General features: G+C 42.6%; 16 protein-coding genes. 5 read left to right on the forward strand and 11 right to left on the reverse strand.

Annotated features, from left to right (window positions below):
• Window positions 1-10: 10 nt before the first annotated feature.
• The 3 genes from OCV37_RS12695 to OCV37_RS12705 are packed head-to-tail and all read left to right on the forward strand — an operon-like array spanning window position 11 to window position 4,266.
• Entirely contained in the window at window positions 11-2,488 is a 2,478-nt protein-coding gene (locus OCV37_RS12695) for a sensor histidine kinase (protein ID WP_038182936.1), read from the forward strand.
• 1 nt (window position 2,489) lies between these two features.
• Window positions 2,490-3,503 (forward strand): hypothetical protein, encoded by a 1,014-nt coding sequence (locus OCV37_RS12700; RefSeq protein ID WP_038182933.1) that lies wholly within the window; start codon window positions 2,490-2,492, stop codon window positions 3,501-3,503.
• Window position 3,504: 1 nt separating this feature from the next.
• Window positions 3,505-4,266 (forward strand): hypothetical protein, encoded by a 762-nt coding sequence (locus OCV37_RS12705; protein WP_038182931.1) that lies wholly within the window; start codon window positions 3,505-3,507, stop codon window positions 4,264-4,266.
• Window positions 4,267-4,291: 25 nt separating this feature from the next.
• On the opposite strand, the gene OCV37_RS12710 is transcribed toward OCV37_RS12705, so the two are convergent.
• Window positions 4,292-5,983, reverse strand: coding sequence for an N-6 DNA methylase (locus OCV37_RS12710; protein WP_038182928.1), 1,692 nt, complete (start codon window positions 5,981-5,983; stop codon window positions 4,292-4,294).
• A gap of 347 nt (window positions 5,984-6,330) precedes the next feature.
• On the opposite strand from OCV37_RS12710, the gene OCV37_RS12715 reads away from it, so the two are divergent.
• A protein-coding gene (locus tag OCV37_RS12715; RefSeq protein WP_245609141.1) for an IS3 family transposase occupies window positions 6,331-7,442 on the forward strand; the annotation gives its coding sequence in 2 pieces (ribosomal slippage) (window positions 6,331-6,583 and window positions 6,583-7,442; 1,113 coding nt in all).
• A gap of 274 nt (window positions 7,443-7,716) precedes the next feature.
• On the opposite strand, the gene OCV37_RS12720 is transcribed toward OCV37_RS12715, so the two are convergent.
• From OCV37_RS12720 to OCV37_RS12735, 4 genes are all read right to left on the reverse strand, one after another.
• Window positions 7,717-8,103 (reverse strand): hypothetical protein, encoded by a 387-nt coding sequence (locus tag OCV37_RS12720; RefSeq protein WP_038182921.1) that lies wholly within the window; start codon window positions 8,101-8,103, stop codon window positions 7,717-7,719.
• On the reverse strand, window positions 8,096-8,950 hold the full coding sequence (locus tag OCV37_RS12725; RefSeq protein ID WP_038183798.1) for a ParA family protein: 855 nt from the start codon (window positions 8,948-8,950) through the stop codon (window positions 8,096-8,098). Before OCV37_RS12725 ends, OCV37_RS12720 begins: the two co-directional genes overlap by 8 nt.
• 447 nt (window positions 8,951-9,397) lie before the next feature.
• Entirely contained in the window at window positions 9,398-11,230 is a 1,833-nt protein-coding gene (gene glmS, locus OCV37_RS12730; RefSeq protein ID WP_038182919.1) for a glutamine--fructose-6-phosphate transaminase (isomerizing), read from the reverse strand.
• An 81-nt stretch (window positions 11,231-11,311) separates the two neighbouring features.
• Window positions 11,312-12,082, reverse strand: coding sequence for a DeoR/GlpR family DNA-binding transcription regulator (locus OCV37_RS12735; RefSeq protein WP_038182916.1), 771 nt, complete (start codon window positions 12,080-12,082; stop codon window positions 11,312-11,314).
• A gap of 439 nt (window positions 12,083-12,521) precedes the next feature.
• On the opposite strand from OCV37_RS12735, the gene pykF reads away from it, so the two are divergent.
• Window positions 12,522-13,934: a pyruvate kinase PykF gene (gene pykF, locus OCV37_RS12740; protein WP_038182913.1), complete on the forward strand. Its 1,413-nt coding sequence runs from the start codon at window positions 12,522-12,524 to the stop codon at window positions 13,932-13,934.
• A 415-nt stretch (window positions 13,935-14,349) separates the two neighbouring features.
• Here the strand turns inward: pykF and OCV37_RS12745 are convergent, their stop codons facing one another.
• From OCV37_RS12745 to tkt, 6 genes are all read right to left on the reverse strand, one after another.
• The gene (locus tag OCV37_RS12745) at window positions 14,350-15,042 is read right to left on the reverse strand and encodes an oxidative stress defense protein (protein WP_390902265.1); all 693 of its coding nucleotides are present in this window, start codon (window positions 15,040-15,042) and stop codon (window positions 14,350-14,352) included.
• A 320-nt stretch (window positions 15,043-15,362) separates the two neighbouring features.
• Complete coding sequence (gene mscS / locus OCV37_RS12750) at window positions 15,363-16,238, reverse strand: small-conductance mechanosensitive channel MscS (protein WP_038182903.1); 876 nt, start codon at window positions 16,236-16,238, stop codon at window positions 15,363-15,365.
• A 148-nt stretch (window positions 16,239-16,386) separates the two neighbouring features.
• Window positions 16,387-17,463: a class II fructose-bisphosphate aldolase gene (gene fbaA, locus OCV37_RS12755; RefSeq protein ID WP_038182900.1), complete on the reverse strand. Its 1,077-nt coding sequence runs from the start codon at window positions 17,461-17,463 to the stop codon at window positions 16,387-16,389.
• 177 nt (window positions 17,464-17,640) lie between these two features.
• Window positions 17,641-18,804 (reverse strand): phosphoglycerate kinase, encoded by a 1,164-nt coding sequence (locus tag OCV37_RS12760; protein WP_038182897.1) that lies wholly within the window; start codon window positions 18,802-18,804, stop codon window positions 17,641-17,643.
• A gap of 151 nt (window positions 18,805-18,955) precedes the next feature.
• Window positions 18,956-19,981: an erythrose-4-phosphate dehydrogenase gene (gene epd, locus OCV37_RS12765; protein WP_038182895.1), complete on the reverse strand. Its 1,026-nt coding sequence runs from the start codon at window positions 19,979-19,981 to the stop codon at window positions 18,956-18,958.
• A gap of 233 nt (window positions 19,982-20,214) precedes the next feature.
• A complete protein-coding gene (gene tkt, locus OCV37_RS12770; RefSeq protein WP_261888092.1) occupies window positions 20,215-22,209 on the reverse strand; it encodes a transketolase in 1,995 nt (664 codons plus the stop codon).
• Window positions 22,210-22,351 lie beyond the last annotated feature (142 nt).

Genomic DNA, 22,351 nt, shown 5'->3' on the forward strand with positions numbered 1-22,351 from the left:
GGCTGAGCTTGTGACTGAAAAATTTAATGAAAAAAACGATTCGCTCACTTTTGACGTTGATGCTCAATTGATCACCGAACTCGGTGAAAGATTGGTAAGCCGGAATCATATTGGTATTTCAGAACTAATAAAAAACGCGTATGACGCAGATAGCCCAAGTGTTAATGTATCGCTTATTAATGCTTCTGACCACTCTCTAGGTAACTCGGAGCTAGTCATTTCTGACAAAGGTTTAGGAATGACGTTTAAAACCGTAGAAACACACTGGATGACCATAGGCACTAGTAACAAGCGGAGCCATCCACTCAGCAAATTATATGGTCGACCTGTAACAGGTAACAAGGGTATTGGTCGGTTTGCTTGTCAAAGATTAGCTCAGTACCTCGAGCTTTCGACTTGTGCAAAAGTAGTCGATAGCTATGAACACACTATTGTTCAGTTTGATTGGGACGACTTTGTACCCGGTAAACGTCTGTCTACTGTTAAATGTCGGTACAATACATACACATCTCCTACAGGATCCATCGGCACAACCCTAAAATTAAGGCGCTTACGCGAACGAGTCACTGAACGCGACTTCAAGATGATCCTTAAAAGTATCACATTGATATCTATCGCCACACCAACCAAACGTAATGACTTTAAAGAAGATCCTGGTTTTGAAGCAAATATCTATGCTCCTGAATTTGAAAACCTAGTAGGTAGTGCAACTTTTAAAGCGGATGAGAAACTATTAAGTTCAGGTTGGGGAACTGTATCTGGTTGCATCGATGATGATGGAGTTCTTGCGTTCAAGCTCGATAGTAAAGGAACGGACACACAAACATATTCCTATACCAATAGCAAGTTTCTACCGCTCTCAGGTATATCGTTTACAATCCACATTGTTCCGTTAAAAAGTCGTGACGGCATTGAATATCGGAGAAATCCCACTCTATTAACTCGCTCAGTTCTTAAGGACATTACTGATATACATTCAGGAATAAAACTATACCTCAATGGGTTTAGAGTTTATCCATATGGTGAGGTTAACGAGGGGGATGACTGGTTAGGCATTGCACACGATATTTCTCGCCGTCGAGGCCCTAGTGATTTTGTTGAACTACAAGATCTTGCTACTCATATGGGAATTATATCCCCTAACCGAGCAATGCTAAACCATCCAGGTACGCGCTCATTAATTGGTAATGTCATCATTGAAGGAAATGCTGTTGATGCATTTCAAGTTAAAATGGACCGAGAAGGCTTGGTAGCTAATGACAACTTCAAGAGTCTAAAAGATGCCATTAGAATGTCTTTGGATTGGGCTACAATTAACTATGAAGCTTGGTTGATTCGAGAACGTAAAAAACGACATGCTAAAGTCACTCAAGAGTTTGAAGAATCTGTAGGAAACAAATTCGAAAGTACCGAAAGCCGAATAACTAAAGCTATTAATACTCTTTGGTCTCAAGAAGATACAGATGAAGAACCGTCTGTAGAGAGCGATGATGCTTCGAAGACAGATACGGCCTCCGAGCGTAATAAAGGGGCGTCTCCTACTACTGCTACTAATGAGCTGCAGACGAAACCAGAATCTTCTAGTATAGCCTCTACAGCTGTTGGTTCTAGTGGTTCACCCTCCACTGAAGGGGTTACTTCAAAGGTTATATCTAAAGAAACTAAAGCCCAAAAAAGTTCAGCGCAAGCATATCTACTCTCAGAATATAAAGAACTTGAGGCAGAATCAGAGCTTTTGCGTGCTGTTTCAGCAACCGCTCCACTATTATTTGTTTTTGCTCATGAAGTCAAAGGAATCGCTCAGGCTCTAATTAGCCAATCTGCCCAACTAAAACTAATCGCAGACAAGATTGAAGACGTAGACATAAAAAATGAACTGATATCAATTGCACAAAGTGCAGATATGTATAAAAAATCGTTTGATGACCTATTTGAGCTATTTGAAGTTTTTTCAGATTCAACCACAAAGTCATCAAAAAAAGTTACATATAGAAGTCTTTTTAATCGCATTCAGACAGGTTTTAGGTTTTTCTTAAAGCAGTATGATATTGAATTAGAATTTGAAAACATTAGTCCTATACTGGGAGTACCGAAGCTCAACTCAGCTGAAGCATACTCGGTACTTATCAACCTAATATCAAACAGTATAAAATCACTCATTGCTAGTGATTCAGAGAAACGCCTTATTCAAGTTTCTGTAGTAAAAGATGATAGTACGCATTACATCACCGTCAAAGACAACGGTATCGGACTTAAGAAGGAACATTGGCAAAAGGTATTTGAGCCAAGAACCTTTGACCCAGAAGGTACTTTGTATAGTTCGGTATCTTCCAAGCTAGGTGATGAAAAACTAAGCAATCTAGGTAAAGGCTCTGGTTTGGGCTTGAACATTGTCCAAAATATTCTCAAAAAGCACAAAGGAAATGTAAAGTTTGTTTCTCCTTCTTCTAGCTGGAATGCTGAAGTTCAAGTAACACTAGGAAATTAATATGAAAATTCTAGTTATTGATGACAAGTCCAAGACAGAGTCTTACCCAAGAAAAGAGCTTCTAGATGTTTTAGAACAACGTGAAAAGGTTATCTCCGATATTATTGAACCTGATCCAGAAGAACTAAAAAATAAGCTAACCAAAAGTGAGACTGGTGAGTATGAGTTAATAGTTGTGGACTATATGCTTGAAAAAACGCGAACTATCTTTAAAACAGGTACCGCATTATACTCACTTATCCGTGCATATGCGGAAAGTACCCCGATTTACTTAATATCAGTAAAAACAGCACCAACAAATCAAATTGGTGATTTTGATCTGTTCATAAATGATGATGCTATTAACAATCATGCTGCATTTAAAGCTGATATAGAAAGCCATATTTCATTGAAGTCCTGCAACAAACTTGAGACATTTTTAAAGCTCATAGAGTGTCCAGAAGAAGTTGCAGAAGAAATTGAGGCAATGATCAAGCCAATACTTTCCAAACGAGACTTTGAAAGTCAAAGTGATGAAACCCAGATTCCTGAAAAAGAAATAGTGGATAGCTTAAACTTGCGACTATTTAGGTGGTTAGCTCGTTCTCTCTTGAGAAAAGAAGGCCCTCTGGTAAGTAGTGCAGGAGCCGCTGCACTATTAGGTGTAAGTACTGACTATTTTGAGAATATTTCGGGGCAATTTAACAATGCACTATATAGAGGTGTGTTTAATCAGTCTTTTAAAAAACGTTGGTGGATTACTTTACTTGAAGACGAAATTTACGAAAAAGAGGACCCAGAAAACTATTTAGAGACATTTCCATTTAAAGAAGCTGCTTCTAAGTTGCTTGGTGCAACAGACGAACATAATTTCTCAATATGTGCTGTTTGCGAAAAACGATATCCTGATGGACTTGGTATCATTACAGATCAAGGAAATGAGCTTCACCCTGTGCATATATCTTGCTCTAAGTTTAATGATACTCTTCTGCAAGAACCATTTTTTCGAAATCCACGTATAATTGAGGTTGAGTAGCGTGTATAAGATCGACCTAAAATTTACAGCTAACTATCTAAAAATACTAAGAAATTTTTCCAAATTTGTAATTGAGAAGCATGCGGAACTACCTCAATCAAACAATAACCAGTTATACAGCTTTTTTAGTGACTTACACACTAAATTGGGTCGAGTAACAAGGAAAAAACGCCCATTAGTTGAAGATATTTCAATTAAACCCAATATTATATTCCAATATAAAAACCCTAAAGGAGGTAAAAGAAAATTCCATATCTCTCTAGGTGGAGTCATCAAACTTCAGCAAGGTATTATCACTGAACAGTGTTTAGTCCTAAATCTAATGCTAGAGCATACTGAAGGGTGCGATGCAATTCCTGATGGGTGGGATAATTATCCTATAGAAAATGGGTATCATATTCTTCGACGTTTTCACTTCGATTTCGATACTAATAATGATGACATCAGCAAGCCAAAATTTCACCTACAATATGGTGGCAACTTTGAATCTGAGTATCTCGAAGTGGATGAAGAGGTGCATTACAAACTATTTTCGCCAATCGACCACCCTAGACTACCACAACAACCTTATGACATTGTAATGTTATTCGATTTTATTCTTAGAGAATTCGAACTAGGGGGAAAAGGAGTTATAAATGATAGTGGCTGGAATAAACATGTAATAGAGTGTGAAAAAATATGGCTTATACCGTACTATAAGGCTCTTCTAGATCGCTTGCAAAGTACATCGAGAACAACTCCTATACATCGGCTAAATCAGTAAAAAGGCTAACATTCATTTAGCCTTTTTAATCTGTATAGTTTCTAGCTCCCTTATACCGCTCACATCTTAAATCATAGACAGCTCTAACAAGGTATTGACATTGTTCTCGAGTTATAAGCTCATGTTTTATTAGTACTTCATCAACCAACTGAGCTGCTATATAAAAATCTTCTTGCAATAATGCTTTTTCAACCTTTGGCTTCAGAGAATCCAAATCATCTATACATTGTTCCGAAAACAATACTTTTATACGACGTCCCGCAGAAGGCTCAATTTTCAAGACTCCTGAACTATATGCTCGCCCTTCTAATTCAGCAGAAAACTGAGTAAAAGTCGATAGCATTGTTATTGCCATAGCACGCTTATATTGCGCACTCACATTTTCACGAAAAATCACTTTGTGAATAGAATTGGTGCAATTGAACTGCTTACCTGTGTTTACTACCATTCTCGGACCACGATGAATCATGTAAGACAAGAAACAATCGGCTTTTATACCATCAACACCCCATCCAGGAGAAAACCAGTATGGGCGTTTACTAAAGGTACGATTCTTCTCTCTGTCCTCATCCGATATTCTTGACAAGTAATGAGCGACTCGAGACGATCTATCTGCCATTTGTTCTTCTGTCGGACAAACTAAATAAACTCTCTTATCTGTCCTAACACTTTTTTTGTGCCTGTTTTTATCATGAATAATGCCTTGAAGATAACTAAATCGACCAACAACAGGCTTTAAAACATTTTCAGGTAATTGGTATTGTTCTGCTGTCGAACGATTGATAATGAAGTAATTATTGGCACCAGTCACCATGCCAATTTTTATATCAGCATAATACCCTAGTTCTTTTGTTGTATCTTGCTGAAGAACCGTTTGATATGAGAATTTCGCAGCAGATGAAATGATATCTAACTTATAATCTTTTACATTTAAAAATGTGGAATCACTAACTCTATTTATTGCTTGCTTAAGTTCAGTAACATTTTCAACAACACTCACTGAAAGATCACTCTGTGGCATTGCTTCTTTATGGAAACCTTCCGCCAATAGAATAATCGACGTTTCTTGTGCACCTTCTTCTTTAAAAAAACGCTCGGCAAGTTTGAGTACTTTGATTCGTTTAAAATGTTTTTGATGAATCCCTATAAGTTTATCCGCATAGTCTGCGTTCAACAAACTGCTTGGTAACACCCACGCAACTCGACCACCATTTTTTAGAAACTCTAAACTATGCAATAAGAAAAAAGCCCACAGACTGGCGTTTCGCCCCATTGTCTTGGTAGAAAACGGAGAGTTACGCAATACTCTATCACAAGATTTTCGTTGCTCTTCCGTCATATTATGCATAGATACATAAGGGGGGTTACCAAGAACGACATCAAATTCACTGACTGAAAACTCGGTAGGCTTCACCTGAATAAAATCTTTTAAAATGAAGCGCTTTGAGATATTGACATTTGTGCTGAACTTTTGAGTCAATATCTTAAATGCATGGTTATCAATATCTACACCATAGAGTTGTTCCTCTGGTGTAGGGCAACCTAACTCGCATAACCTAGCAATGCTACTATCGAAGAATCCACAACCGCCAAAACTTGGCTCTAAGATATCTTTGTCTGCATGTTGAATCGCCCAGTCCGCTAGTACTTGGCTTAACTCTGGTGGTGTATAGTATGCACCCAGTTCTTTCTTTTTTGGTAGTGAGTGCGGATTCATTTACTTTCCTATAAAGATAAAACAGTCCAACTAAATCATGCCGATTAGCTATTTACCTTATGTCCTAAAAGCTTCAGTACTTAAGAATTCTGATCGCTGAAAAGGCCACCAAATTAAATCCAATAAATACAATAAGTTAAATAGACTTTGATTTTGCAGTTATTCTAACATATAAAAGTATTTCTCGATAGATGTATGTAAATACTACCTCACATTCAGTTGATTATAGTGCAAACGGAAAAGCTCTACTCATCAACAACCATCCTGTCACTGTAACCCTCCCCGAAAAAATGGACGCTGGTAAATAGGGCTTTTCCGTTTACACTGAAATAAACGGAGAGTGCATGATGAAAAAATCACGCTATACAGAAACGCAAATCGTCAAGATCCTGAAGGAAGTCGAAGCCGGCAGGAAAGTCAATGAAGTGTGCCGCGAATACGGGATCTCTGATGCAACCTACTATAACTGGAAATCGAAGTACGGTGGTATGGAAGCCTCTGATGTGAAACGGCTAAAAGAGCTTGAAGATGAAAACCGAAGACTCAAACAGATGTTTGCTGATCTCAGTCTTGAGCATCGTATCGTCAAAGATATTTTGGAAAAAAAGCTGTAAAGCCAGCGGTTAAACGAGCGCTCGTTGAGTATGTGCGCTCACAGTTTCAGGTTAGCCTCAGGATGGCCTGCCGCGCAGTTGGCATCAGTGATTCCGTGTATCGATACCAGCCAAACCTGCATCGGGATGATGAGGTCGTTGCCAAGTTACAAGAGGCCGTAGAACGTTATCCAGCCTACGGTTTTGGTAAGTTATTTAAGGTGCTCAGACGGTGGGGACATCCATGGAATCATAAACGAGTTTACCGTGTGTACTGTGCTCTGAAACTGAACATGAGACGTAAGGGAAAAAAGCGGTTACCGAAGCGTGAGCCTGCTCCACTTGCGAGCCCGGAGAGGATCAACTGTTGTTGGTCTATCGATTTCATGAGCGATTCATTGGTTTGTGGCAGACGTTTTCGTACCTTTAACGTGGTCGATGATTTCAATCGGGAAGTCTTGGCGATAGAAGTGGACTTAAACCTGCCGACTCCGAGAGTTATTCGTGTGCTGGAGCGGATTATTGCTTGGCGAGGTATGCCGGGCAAATTGAGGATGGATAACGGGCCAGAGTTTATTTCAACCACGCTGTGTGACTGGGCAGAAAGTAACAAGGTAGAGCTGGAATTTATTCGACCGGGTAAGCCAACAGAAAATTCTTATATTGAGCGTTTTAATCGAACCTACCGAACGGAAATTCTGGATATGTATGTTTTTAAAACGCTGAATGAAGTCCGGGATTTGACAGAAAACTGGATGAGGGAATACAACGAAGAAAGGCCACATGACTCACTAAATGATCTCACGCCTTGGGAGTATTTGGAAAGACACGACAGCAGGAAAAACTCTAACTTATCGTGCCATTAAAACTGGGATGGTTACATTTGAGCCAGCGTCCATATCGGGTTTCCGACGCCGAATATTTATTTTTTGCCATAAAAAACCGCTATCCCATGCTGATAAAACAAGCATAAGGACAACGGTTTGAGTATGCAACTCTATTACTTATCTTCTGTGAAGATCGATAACATCAACTTTCTCGGTAATATTGATGCTTTCTCTTGGAGTTATGCTTCCAGCTTTTTGCTACATCATAAACATATGGCGGATATGTCATCCCAAGGATCGGCCAGTGATTTTGTTAAGTGCGATCTTGTTGATTTAAGAATACATCTTCAGTGCGCTTAGAAACCGTATCAACGATAAACTCCGCTAAGCTATCAACCGAGTTCAAGCGAGTTGAACCGAGATTGTTACTTTTTATGATGAATTTGAGCTCTGTTTTATTAAAACTTGAGACTAGAGACAAAGCCTCTTTACGAGACAAAGATTTGATTGCTTGAAAAACATTAAACTCACGCGCTTTAGAAGAAATCTCCTCTTCTCTTTGAATGTTTTTTCCATTTCTTGTATTTTCAGTGGTAGCTAATATGTTGCTTACTAGTTGGGGGTTATTTATGCATAACTCTGACAACGCCCCCAATACTTTACCAAATGACTCTATATCTTTAACTGTTATTTTACTCACAACAAACCCCCACTCGTTCCACAAACTCCTCGGTTAAATTATAAATAATATCCCTAGTATTACGGAAGTCTGCCTTTGATTTAGCTGTATTAGAGGTCAAAAATGGCTTCGAATCAACAGGGGCTTCAGCGACAGAAATACGCTGAGGGAATTCCGTTTCGAAGACTCTCTCAGATAAATCCCCAGATCGTAACTCTCGCATTGTCGATTTATGTAAGTTTGTACGATAATCAACCTTTGTAAAAATGACACCAGCTAATTCAATATTGCATGAGCGTTTTCTACGCTTAAAAGAGTCGATTCGATTTAAAATCAGACTGATACCAATCTTAGATAAAATATCCGGCACCGTGGGAACTACATAGCAATCACTTATGTTGATGCCATTTAATGTAATTGCACCAAGATTGGGAGGGCAATCGATAATGATATAATCGTAATCACCTTTAATATCTTCAATTGCATTGCCTAAAACATCTACATGGCTTACATAAGCTTTGTTATCCATGTCAGGAATACTATCTTGGATATCGACTAAGAACATGCTCGAAGGAAGTAAATCTAGTCCTTCAATCCCTCCAGCATCGTAGCAAATAGCTTCGCATATATTGAACTCCGACTGGTCTTCTAGCATATCATTAAACAAATGGTATAGAGTTTGTCCATTGTCCTGACAATCCTGCCACTCATTTTGAGATATTAGTGAAACCGTAGCATTTGTCTGAGGGTCTAGATCAATAACCAATATCCTTTCACCATTCTCAGCTAAAGCTGCGGCGATGTTTACAGCGGTTGTAGTTTTCCCTACACCACCCTTTAAATTTATAAAACTTACGATTTTAGTCATTGCCATTTCTCTATGTTTTCAATGAGATAAAAGTCTAGCTTGAAATAAAATCTAAGGGACAGATCTATTTCACGCCAAGCATTTAACAATATATTTTAATTAAATATAATCTTTCTAAGTTTGGCTGAAAATGCAAACTCTTAGTTCTTATCCATTTATTTTATTGAATAAAACTGCACAAACAGAGCAATAACTACAGAAAACTTCTATATAGCAACACATACCAAACTAAGCACATATTCGCTCATTAGTAACATTAGGGCAATAAAAGAAAGGTGCCGTGAATCTCGGGATAAAAGACTTTGGGAAATTTTCGTGTTAAAAATGGCAGCGCCCCGATGCGATCACTGCCATTTCAGTATGATACTTTAATACTCAATATGAATCTTTATTACTTAGTATGAGACTTTATTCCTCTCCCACAACAATATTTCTGGCACCTAATCCTTACTCAACTGTAACCGCTTTTGCTAAGTTACGAGGCTGATCGACGTCGGTGCCTTTAATTAACGCGACGTGATAAGACAATAGCTGCATTGGGACCGTGTAAAATATTGGGGCGGTGATCTCGTGGACGTGCGGCATCTTGATGATTTTCATCCCCTCACTGTCTTCAAAACCAGCTTTCTCGTCAGCAAAAACATAGAGCAAACCGCCACGCGCGCGGACTTCTTCTACGTTGGATTTGAGTTTTTCCAGCAGGTCATTGTTCGGTGCAATCACAACGACAGGCATATCGGCATCGATCAATGCCAGCGGGCCATGTTTTAGCTCTCCGGCTGCATAAGCCTCTGCATGAATATAAGAAATTTCTTTGAGCTTCAATGCTGCTTCCATCGCAATCGGATAATACTCACCACGGCCTAAGAAAAGGGTGTGATTCTTATCGGCAAAATCTTCTGCCAGAGCTTCAATGGCTTTATCGAAAGCCAAAGCACTTTCAATCTGTACCGGTAACTGATGAATCGCCTGAACAATATCGGCTTCTTTTGCAGCATCGATATTGCCTTTTTGCCGACCTAAGCCGACGACCAGCATCAGCATTGCGGCTAATTGTGTGGTAAATGCTTTGGTGGATGCCACACCGATTTCAGTCCCGGCACGAGTCATAAATGCAAAGTCGGATTCACGCACCAAAGAAGAGCCGGAAACATTACAAATCGTCATCGCGGCCATATAGCCTTTTTCTTTTGCGATACGTAAGGCGGCCAGCGTATCTGCGGTTTCTCCAGACTGAGATAAGGTGATCAGCAAGCTGTTGGGGCGAACCACAAAGTTACGGTATCTGAACTCCGATGCGATTTCGACATCACAACTGACACCTGCCAGAGATTCAAACCAATACCGGGCTGCCATCCCTGAATTATAAGATGTCCCGCACGCAATAATTTGAACGTGTTCAACCTTGCTCAGAATCTCTTTCGCGTTTGTACCAATACTGTCGATGATCACCGAGTTGTGCGTCACCCGCCCTTCCATCGTTTGTTTTAACGCATTGGGCTGTTCAAAAATTTCTTTTTGCATAAAGTGACGATATTGACCTTTATCGCCGGCATCATGTTCAGCATTTGATTCGATGATCTCACGCTCAACCGGTTTATCTTGCTTGTCAAAAACAGTCACACTTCTGCGCGTAATCTCGGCGACATCCCCTTCTTCAAGGTACATAAAGCGGCGTGTCACACTTAATAAAGCCAGTTGATCCGAAGCGAGGAAGTTTTCACCAACCCCAAAACCAATCACGATCGGGCTACCTGAGCGAGCCACAACCAAGCGGCTTGGATCACGACGATCCAGAACAACCGTGCCATACGCCCCTTCGAGCTGTTTGGCGGTTTTCTGCAGGGCTTCAACCAGTGATTCACTTTGGCGCAATTCCCATTCAACTAAGTGGGCAATGACTTCAGTATCGGTCTGAGACTCAAACACATACCCTCGGCTTTGAAGTCGTTCTCGCAGAGCCTCATGGTTTTCAATAATCCCATTGTGCACCACAGCAATATCACCGGAAACATGAGGATGAGCATTGGTTTCAGACGGTTCACCATGTGTCGCCCAGCGCGTATGGGCAATCCCTGTACCACCGCTCACATTGGCATCATTCACCGCATCGGCCAGCATCTGTACTTTGCCGAGACGACGAATTCGGGTGAAGTGATGCTGCTGATCGACAATTGCAACACCGGCTGAATCATAACCACGGTATTCCAGACGACGCAGCCCTTCGACTAATATTTCTGCAATATCCCGCTGTGCAACAGCACCGACAATTCCACACATAGTTGATTACTCCACTTTAATCTTAAAAAACTCAGCCCCGACCGGAGATCCTGTCATTTGATCGCTTCGTGTCCGGGCCATTTAATTGGTTTTACTTTGAATCACTCTGACTTGATGCGCTTCGATCATCGCCACCTGTTCAGCGCTAATTTTGCTATCGGTGACCAATACATCGATTTGCGCCCACCCCAGCTCCAGATTCGGGATTTTGCGGCCAATTTTATCCGACTCTGCCATCACAACGACTTGTCGGGACACTTCAGCCATCACACGACTGAGACCGGTTAGCTCGTTGAATGTGGTCGTTCCCCGTGATAAATCAATCCCGTCACATCCGATGAACAACTGGTCAAAATCGTAGGAACGTAACACGGACTCAGCCACTTGCCCCTGAAATGATTCAGAGTGCGGATCCCAAGTCCCGCCGGTCATTAATAAGGTCGGCTCGTTTTCCAGTTCATGCAGGGCATTCGCAATCTGAAGCGTGTTCGTCATTACAACGAGGCCGCGCTTTTCATTTAATTGCTGGATTAAGGCTGTGGTTGTACCTCCGCTATCGATCACGATACGGTGATGATCACGAATCAATTTTGCAGCCTCCCGGGCAAGAGATATCTTTTGAATCGAAACATTTTTATCAAATTCATCTGCAACAACTTCTTTTGGCAGAGAAATGGCACCGCCATAGCGTCTGAGCAAAAGTCCATTTTTTTCTAAAGAGGATAAGTCCTTGCGGATTGTAACCTCTGAAGTATGGAATCGTTCAGAAAGTAGCTCAACACTGACCTCTCCCATCTGATTGACCAGTTGAACAATTTCATGACGTCTGACTTGTGTGTTTCGTTTCAGCATAAATCCATAGAAAAATAAGTTTCGATGTGAAACATATAATAGCCAATTCGAAACATTTCTGTCTATTTATTTCGATAATAAAAATTAATCTTTCATGCTAAAACATTGTCCTAAGACAATTCTTAGGCCGTGATATTCCATTCATTCGGTGTTAGAATTCCGCTCGGTAAAAGTAAGAAAATTACAAAATTGAATGTAAACTTACTGAAAAACCACCTCGTAACGGCGAAAACATGACAGCCTTGCGTGGTTTTTACGCAAAACAAGCGGTTGTATGTAGTTATAAAATGACCGTTCTGTTGAAAGAGTTTCAGCTTTAAAGTGTATTTGACAGAGAGAAGCAATCCGGCACTTCAAGAGAAAAAGACAAGGGCCACTGACTGCACTTTACGGCACTCATTATCTTTCAAATTGATACAATTATCGGAGAGTATTTTCCATGAAGAAGACCAAAATCGTTTGTACGATTGGCCCTAAAACTGAATCCGTAGAGAAGCTAACAGAACTTGTCAACGCAGGCATGAATGTCATGCGTCTCAACTTCTCTCACGGTGACTACGAAGAGCATGGAACTCGTATTGTGAACTTTCGTCAGGTGATGAAAAACCTTGGCAAGACATTGGCAATTTTGCTGGATACCAAAGGACCGGAAATCCGCACAACAAAACTAGAAAATGGTGAAGATGTCGACCTCGTCGCAGGACAAACATTTACGTTTACGACAGATACAACCGTTATCGGTAATAAAGAACGCGCTGCCGTGACTTACTCAGGTTTTGCACAAGACTTAAATGTGGGTAATACCATTCTGGTCGATGATGGCCTGCTCGAAATGAAAGTGCTCGAAAAAACAGAAACCGAAGTCACCTGTCAGGTTCTGAACAATGGCGCTTTAGGCGAAAACAAAGGGGTTAACTTACCCGGGGTTTCCGTCAAACTGCCAGCACTGTCAGACAAAGATAAATCTGACCTGAAATTCGGTTGTGAACAAGGCGTTGACTTTGTTGCTGCTTCATTCATCCGTAAAGCAGACGATGTGCGTGAAATTCGTGAGTTCCTTGCAGCGCATGGCGGTCAAGATATTCAGATCATTTCAAAAATTGAAAACCAGGAAGGCGTTGATAATTTCGATGAGATTCTCGAACTGTCTGACGGTATCATGGTTGCGCGTGGTGATCTGGGGGTTGAAATCCCGGCAGAAGAAGTTATTTTTGCGCAGAAAATGATGATCGAAAAATGTAACCGCGCCAGAAAAGTTGTTATCACAGCAACACAGATGCTCGATTCTATGATTAAGAATCCACGTCCGACTCGCGCAGAAGCGGGTGATGTTGCAAACGCAATCATGGATGGAACCGATGCTGTCATGCTTTCCGGTGAAACCGCAAAAGGTAAATACCCAGTAGAAGCCGTACGCATGATGGCTCAAATTGCGACGCGTACAGACACAGCACTGAAAGCTGAGCTTGGGTCTCGACTTGACAGCCCTCGCCTGAGAATTACAGAAGCAGTGTGTAAAGGTGCAGTTGATACAGCTGAAAAACTGGCAGCCCCACTGATTGTTGTGGCAACAGAAGGCGGTAAATCAGCGCGCTCAGTCAGAAAATACTTCCCGACGGCACACATCATTGCCTTAACCACCAACAAGAAGACTGCAGCACAATTGGTCTTGACCAAAGGTGTTACGCCGATTGTGGTTGATTCAATTGACAGCACAGATGCCTTCTATATTTCAGGTAAGAAGTTAGCTCTGGAAACTGAACTGGGTCGTAAAGGTGATATCGTGGTGATGGTTTCTGGTGCATTGGTCGCTTCAGGAACAACCAACACCGCATCAGTTCATGTACTGTAATTGAGTGATTCTTATATTCTGCTCAAAAAGCGGTAAACAAACGGGGCGCAGAGCGCCCCGTTTTCTTTGACTTTCGTCGAACCTACCAACCGAAAAATTCTTTATTATGGGTATTCAACAGTAATACCATCGGTAAAAAATACAATGCACTCAATTTGATGCCGAGGATCACTAACGACCCAATTGTTAATCTCACCAGAAAATGATTCAACATACCACTTAGCCTCATTTGCCCAGTATTATGATCTCCTTATAATTTTTCTTTTACTTCTCTTGAGATGGGTAAAATTGTTGTTCCGGTCAACGCTGGGGCGATCATTAAATAAGGCTGGTAGTATACCAATTTTGAGAGATTGCTCAATATTCAACCAAAATTAAACTTTCGTCTAAGACCGACAGATACAAACCGACTGAATTAGTTTAATCGATATAACACATCGACACTGTCGCTGATCACAATGGTCTTATCCTGATAATCCTGCTGTAAACCCTCTTTCTGATTCATAGAAACAGAACGCATCATCATTGGCTTATCTTGCTGGGTATGATAATCAACCTGCCATACAGGGCCAAGAGTGCGTTTGAATCCTTTTGCAATCGACAGGGCTTTAGTTGATGCATCCTGAATTGCTTTATCTCGTGCCTGAGCCTGATATTTTTGATGGTCTTTGACTTGAAGCGTAATGCGATCAATACGATTAATACCGGATTCCAGTGCTGCATCCAAAAATTCATTCAGTTTATCCAGTTGTTCGACAGACACAGTGACACGGCGACTTGCCCGATAACCGACAAGTTCTGGCTTGCCTTCATCAGGATAATGGTACTGGGGAGCAAGCGATAAATTGGAGCTGGAAATTTGTTCGGCCTTGGCACCTAAATCCTGTAATTGTTTTGAGAATTGGCGAACAACCGTATCGACGCCCTCTTTTGCCTGTTCAGCATTCAACGTGGATTGCTCAACCTGAACAGAAAAAACTGCGCTGTCCGGTACCACCGTCACTTCACCAAACCCGGTGACAGAGATATGTGGGAAGTTCACTTCCGCTGCATAACCGTGTAGACAAAACATCATTAAACTCAGAATCATCAACCGCATAATTTTCACTCCCACATCAATATATTAAGAATTATTTCCAAACCACAGAATTCAGCACTGAATCCTTATTTTGGCCTCACTTAGGTATTCAATCATAGGATAGTTTGATTGTAATTAGATCGGACTGTGACAAAAATAACAAAACGCTAACGACGGGCTTAAATAGCCATAGAATGGACCAATGATTAGATATATGTCTGCTTCTTTGCGTTGTTCAATACACGCAATCATCAGCCACGGTCAGAAGAAAGTATCATACGAACGATGTGATACGACAGCAATAAAAAAAGCGGTGTATCACGACACCGCTTTGCTCAAAAAAGTCTGTATTAATCCACTTGCTCGACTTTGTTTAAATGCACACTCATTTGTGGGAATGGAATTTCAATACCATTCGCGTCAAGCGCTTCTTTAATATTCATCATTAAATCGAAATAAACAGGCCAATAATCGGCGGTTTTCACCCAAGGGCGAACCACAAAATTCACGGATGAATCTGCTAATGTATGGACACCGATAGTCATATCAGGCTCTTTCAAAATACGCTCATCGCGTTCAACCGTCTCACGAAGAATCCGCTTGGTTTTCTGTAAATCAGCAGAGTAAGACACCCCTATCATGAGGTCAATTCTCCGCGTTGCATGACGTGAATAGTTCGTAATCGCGCCACCAATGACAGAAGAGTTAGGGACAACAACCATTTTATTATCCGGTGTTTTCAGAATCGTTTGAAAGATTTGAATACTTTCAACAGAGCCAGCAACACCGGCCACTTCAACATAATCGCCGGATTTAAACGGACGGAATGCAACAATCAAGATACCGGCAGCAAAGTTTGACAGCGATCCTTGGAGCGCTAAACCAACCGCTAAACCCGCTGCACCAATGACGGCCACAACTGAAGCCGTTTGTACGCCAATTCGTCCTAATGCAGCAATTAACACGATGACAAATAGCAGATAACGCACCAAACCATGAATAAATTCGACGACGGCCGGATCCATATCTTTTTTACGCAAGACCTTCGCAACACTACCAGCAATTACTTTAACGAAAATGTTCCCGAAGAACAGAATCAGAATAGCTGCGATGATATTCACACCATACTGTAATAAAATATCTGAGTTATTCTCTATCCAGCCATTTACCTGAGATAAGCTATCAGATAAAGGTAGAGCTTCATTCATGAGTGATTCTCCAGCCATTTACTTTCCCTCTTTTGATCATAAAACTGATTATTTTTATCATATCAACTATCAAACAAGTTATACCAACACCACAGTGATTATATCAGCAATAAAAAACCCGCTCATCAGAACGGGTTTTCTAACAATAATTTGATATCAATTCAAATTATAGCACGTCAATTGCATTCAAATCTGCAAATGCTTTTTCAAGACGCTTCACCATAGAAGCTTGACCGGCGCGTAACCAAACACGTGGATCATAGTATTTCTTATTCGGTGCATCTTCACCGGTCGGGTTACCGATTTGGCCTTGCAGATAATCGTGGTTGTCCGCTTCATACTGACGGATACCATCCCATGTTGCCCACTGAGTATCAGTATCGATGTTCATTTTGATAACACCGTAGCTGATTGATTCCTGAATTTCAGCTTCGCTGGAACCAGAACCACCGTGGAAAACAAAGTTCAGAGAGTTTTCAGGCAGGCCGAATTTTTCAGAAACATGAGCCTGAGAATCACGCAGAATTGTTGGTGTCAGAACAACGTTACCAGGTTTGTAAACACCATGAACGTTACCGAAAGACGCAGCAATCGTGAAACGATGGCTGACTGCATTCAGTTTTTCGTATGCATAAGCAACATCTTCAGGAGAAGTGTACAGCTCAGAAGAATCCATATCTGAGTTATCAACACCATCTTCTTCACCACCGGTACAACCCAGTTCGATTTCAAGCGTCATGTTCATTTTTGCCATGCGCGCTAGATATTTTTCACAAATCTCGATGTTTTCTTCCAGAGTTTCTTCTGACAGATCAATCATGTGAGAAGAGAACAGTGGCTTACCTGTTTCAGCGAAGAATTTTTCACCGGCATCCAGCAGACCATCGATCCATGGCAGCAGTTTTTTAGCAGCATGGTCAGTGTGAAGAATGACAGGCACACCATAAGCTTCAGCAACAGTATGAACATATTTTGCACCAGCAATCGCACCCAGAATCTGAGTTTGCTGACCTTCAAGTTTCAAACCTTTACCGGCAAAGAAACCTGCGCCACCGTTAGAAAACTGAACAATCACCGGAGACTTAACTTTTGCAGCCGCTTCAAGTACCGCGTTTACAGAATCAGTACCAACACAGTTAACAGCTGGCAGTGCAAATTTATTTTCTTTCGCTACTTGAAAGACTTTCTGAACATCATCGCCAGAAATGACTCCTGGTTTTACAAAATCGAAGACCTTAGACATGGATTTGATCCTATTTTCTGTCGTTTAAAATAAAACTATTTAATCAATTTTTACAAACGTATGCTGTAGGTGTTTACCTGTAATGGCAACTATTCTAGCAAATAACCATCGTTCTTGCACAATTGCCGCCGGAGGTAAACAGAAAGCGGGAGTCGTATCTTCTCCCGCTTGATATCATCATGCTTTTGCGCGCGCTTCCAGCATTTCAACAGCTGGTAAAGTTTTTCCTTCAACAAACTCAAGGAAAGCACCACCGCCAGTCGAGATATATGAGACATCCGCTTTAATACCGAATTTATCAATTGCAGCCAGCGTATCACCACCACCTGCAACAGAGAATCCTTCTGAATCAGCGATTGCTTGAGAGATGCCTTTGGTACCCGCTTCAAAGTTCTTGAATTCGAATACGCCAACCGGACCATTCCAAAGGATTGTTTTTGCTTCTTTCAGAATTTTAGCCAGTGCCGCTGTTGAGTCAGGACCTAAGTCGAAAATCATGTCGTCGTCCTGAACTTCAGATACGTCTTTGATTTCTGCTTCTGCATTTTCGTCAAACGCTTTGGCACAAGCGACGTCAGTTGCAACCGGAATAGCGCACTCGTCCATCAGTTTTTTCGCCGTGTCAACCAAGTCCGCTTCATACAGAGACTTACCGACATTATGACCTGCTGCAGCGATAAAGGTATTCGCGATACCGCCACCAACGACTAATTGGTCAGCAATTTTTGACAACGACTCAAGCACAGTCAGTTTGGTAGACACTTTTGAACCACCAACAATCGCAACCATCGGACGAGCCGGGTTATCCATCGCTTTACCCAGTGCATCCAGCTCATTTGCCAGCAAAGGACCGGCACATGCAATCGGTGCATGCATACCCACACCGTGAGTTGAAGCTTGAGCACGGTGAGCGGTACCAAATGCGTCCATCACAAATACGTCACACAGTGCTGCATATTGTTTAGACAGAGCTTCATCATTCTTTTTCTCGCCTTTGTTAAAGCGAACATTCTCGAGAACGACCAACTCACCTGTATTCAGCGTTAAACCGTTGAGGTAATCTTTGGCAAGTTTTACGTCACAATCCAGTGCATCTTGTAAGTAATTTACAACAGGCTGCAGTGAGAATTCTTCTGCGTATTCACCTTCTGTCGGACGGCCAAGGTGAGATGTCACCATGACTTTTGCGCCAGCCGCAAGGCAGTGTTTAATCGTTGGCAGTGATGCCAAAATCCGTGCATCTGATGTTACTTTGCCATCTTTTACCGGCACATTCAGATCGGCACGAATGAATACGCGTTTACCTGCTAAATCCAGGTCAGTCATCTTGATTACAGACATGGTTGTCCCCTCAAATTTGCAATATTGGAAAATATTTTTACAGCTCCGCAACCCTGCCGAGCCATCGTTTATCTTGATATTTGATTCACCTGTCGCAGACCATCTTATTTATTTCACTCTAAAAAATAAATACATCTTCGTTCTCGGTAAACTACTGTAGTGAATCCATCGCCAAAGCCGTATCCAACATACGGTTTGCAAAGCCCCATTCGTTATCGCACCAGACCAGCATTTTTACCAGCCGTCCGTTACTCACTCTTGTTTGAGACCCGTCAACAATGGCGCTATGCGCATCATGATTGAAATCGCTCGAAACAAGCGGAGCTTCAGTATAGTCAACAATGCCCTGTAATGTACACTGAGAAGCATCAATTATGGTTTGATTTACGTCATTAACTTTAACATTTGTGTTAATTGTGACACTCAAATCCATCGCGGTTACATTGACCGTCGGCACCCGTACCGAAATGGCTTCGAACTTATTTAGAAACTTAGGAAAAATACGTTCAATCCCTTTATGTAACTTGGTGTCTACCGGAATAATTGACTGACTGGCAGCCCGGGTTCGGCGCAGATCATGATGGTAAGCATCGATCACGGGCTGGTCGTTCATTGCGGAATGAATGGTGGTAATCGTCCCCGAATCAATACCGAAATTGTCATCCAGCACTTTGATGATCGGCACAATACAGTTGGTCGTACATGAGCCATTCGAAACAATACGATGCTCAGCTTTCAATGAATCATGATTGACGCCATAAATAATCGTGTTATCTAAGTCGTGCCCACCGGGGTGTGAAAAAAGAACCTGCCGCGCACCAGCGTCTAAATGAGCCAGTCCATCATCCCGAGAACCGAAAACACCGGTACAATCGAGCACAATATCGATATTCAGATCACTCCACGGCAGAAGCTTTGGCTCAGATAAATGTAGAATCCGAATCGCATCTGAGCGGCCATCGTCGTGACCGATGTATAAGTGTTCCTGATCATGAAGAACTTTTTTAAAAAATCGACCATGACTCGAGTCATACTGGAGAAGATGTGCCATCGCATCCGGTTGAGCCAGTTCATTGACGGCCACCACTTCAATGTGCTGATTCTTGCCACTTTCATAGACAGCCCGCAAAATATTCCGACCAATCCGGCCAAAACCATTGATGGCGATTCTTAGCATTCTTCTCTCACCTTATTCTTATTGTTCATTTTTAATTAGAGCAGTGATAGTAACGGATCGTATAAAAAAATAACATTGGTTATCTCTTTCTGCACCGGCGTGATACTAAATACAGACAGACTTGCTGACGACAAGCATCATCACAGACCAATCATCCGACGAAAAAATGCCGGACCAGAGGCCCGGCATTCTATGCATGATATTCCATGCCTGATCAGTCACTGTGTTGGTCTTTAGCCTATAGACAGCGCCACTTCGACAACATTGTCAACGGTAAAGCCGAACAGTTTGAACAGTTCGCCTGCCGGTGCTGACTCACCAAAGCTGGTCATGCCGACAATCCGGCCATTCAGGCCAACATATTTGTACCAGTAATCGGCAATGCCCGCTTCAATGGCAACGCGTGCCGTCACCGCTGCAGGTAATACTGCTTCACGGTAAGCCGCATCCTGACGGTCAAAGGCATCGGTCGAAGGCATTGAAACCACACGCACCTGCTTGCCTTTGGCAGTTAATTCAGTCGCTGCCTGAACCGCCAAATCCACTTCAGAGCCGGTCGCAATCAGAATCAAATCCGGTGTGCCCTGACAATCTTTGAGGATGTAACCCCCTTTGGCGATATTCGCTACCTGCGTCGCATCCCGCTCTTGTTGCGCTAAGTTCTGACGCGAGAAAATCAGTGCCGTCGGGGCATCTTTGCGTTCAATTGCCAGTTTCCAGGCCACCGCGGATTCCACCTGGTCACAAGGACGCCAAGTGCTCATATTCGGTGTCAGGCGCAGTGAGGCAATTTGCTCCACCGGCTGGTGGGTCGGACCATCTTCACCCAATCCAATCGAGTCATGGGTATAAACCTGAATGTTCTGCACTTTCATCAACGCCGCCATCCGCATCGCATTACGCGCGTATTCCATAAACATCAGGAAAGTCGCTCCGTAAGGGATGAAACCGCCATGCAATGCAATCCCGTTGATGATTGCCGTCATACCGAATTCACGGACACCGTAATGGATATAGTTGCCGGACGCATCCTCCGCCGTCAGTGATTTTGAGCCGGACCACATGGTCAGGTTCGATGGCGCTAAGTCAGCTGAGCCACCCATAAATTCAGGCAGAAGCTTACCGAAAGCTTCCAGTGCATTTTGAGATGCTTTACGCGATGCAATGGTGGCCGGATTCGCTTGCAACTCAGCAATGATTTGATTGGCCTGAGTTTCCCAGTCCGCTGGCAATTCACCATTGACCCGACGCTTGAATTCAGCCGCCAGCTCAGGATAAGCCGCCTGATAAGCAGCAAACTTGTCATGCCATGCCGCTTCTTTCGCTGCGCCGGATTCTTTCGCATCCCACTGCGCATAAATATCAGCCGGAATTTCAAACGGGCCATATTCCCAGCCCAGTTGCTCACGCGTTGCTTTGATTTCATCCGCACCCAGCGGGGCACCGTGACAATCGTGAGAGCCGGATTTGTTCGGTGAGCCAAAACCAATCACGGTTTGCGTACAAATCAGCGTCGGACGTGCTGTTTCAGCTTTCGCCGCTTCAATCGCTGCTTCAATCGCCGCCGCATCGTGACCGTCTACCGCCGGAATCACATGCCAGCCGTATGCTTCAAATCGTTTTGCCGTGTCATCGGTGAACCAGCCGTCCACATGACCGTCAATTGAAATGCCGTTGTCATCCCAAAACGCAATCAGTTTGCCCAGTCCCAAAGTCCCAGCCAGAGAGCAAGCTTCATGAGAAATTCCTTCCATCAGACAGCCATCGCCAAGGAACGCATAGGTGTGATGGTCAACGATAGTGTGCTGGTCACGGTTGAACTGTGCTGCGAGCGCTTTTTCGGCAATCGCCATCCCGACCGCATTGGTGATGCCCTGTCCGAGTGGCCCAGTGGTGGTTTCAATCCCCGGTGCATAGCCGTACTCCGGGTGACCCGGGGTTTTTGAATGCAACTGACGGAAGTTTTTCAGGTCATCAATCGACAGGTCATAACCGGTCAAATGCAACAGTGAATAAATCAGCATCGAACCGTGGCCGTTAGACAGGACGAAACGGTCGCGGTCAGCCCAGTTCGGGTTTTGTGGGTTATGGTTCAGATGAGAGCGCCACAGCACTTCAGCGATATCCGCCATCCCCATCGGGGCGCCGGGGTGACCTGAATTGGCTTGTTGAACACCATCCATACTTAAAGCGCGGATTGCATTCGCGAGACGTTTTTGGGAAGACATGTCAGCTCCTGAAAGTCATAAAGCAAAAAGAAAAGTAAATTACGACGCAACAACACCGTATAAAAAATAATACCATCTTAAAAAAGCACCATATTGTCGCAAAGCCCTTTCTTTGGCGCAATCGATTTACCGTCCCAATAAA

The organism is Vibrio rhizosphaerae (assembly GCF_024347095.1).
GTDB lineage: Bacteria > Pseudomonadota > Gammaproteobacteria > Enterobacterales > Vibrionaceae > Vibrio > Vibrio rhizosphaerae.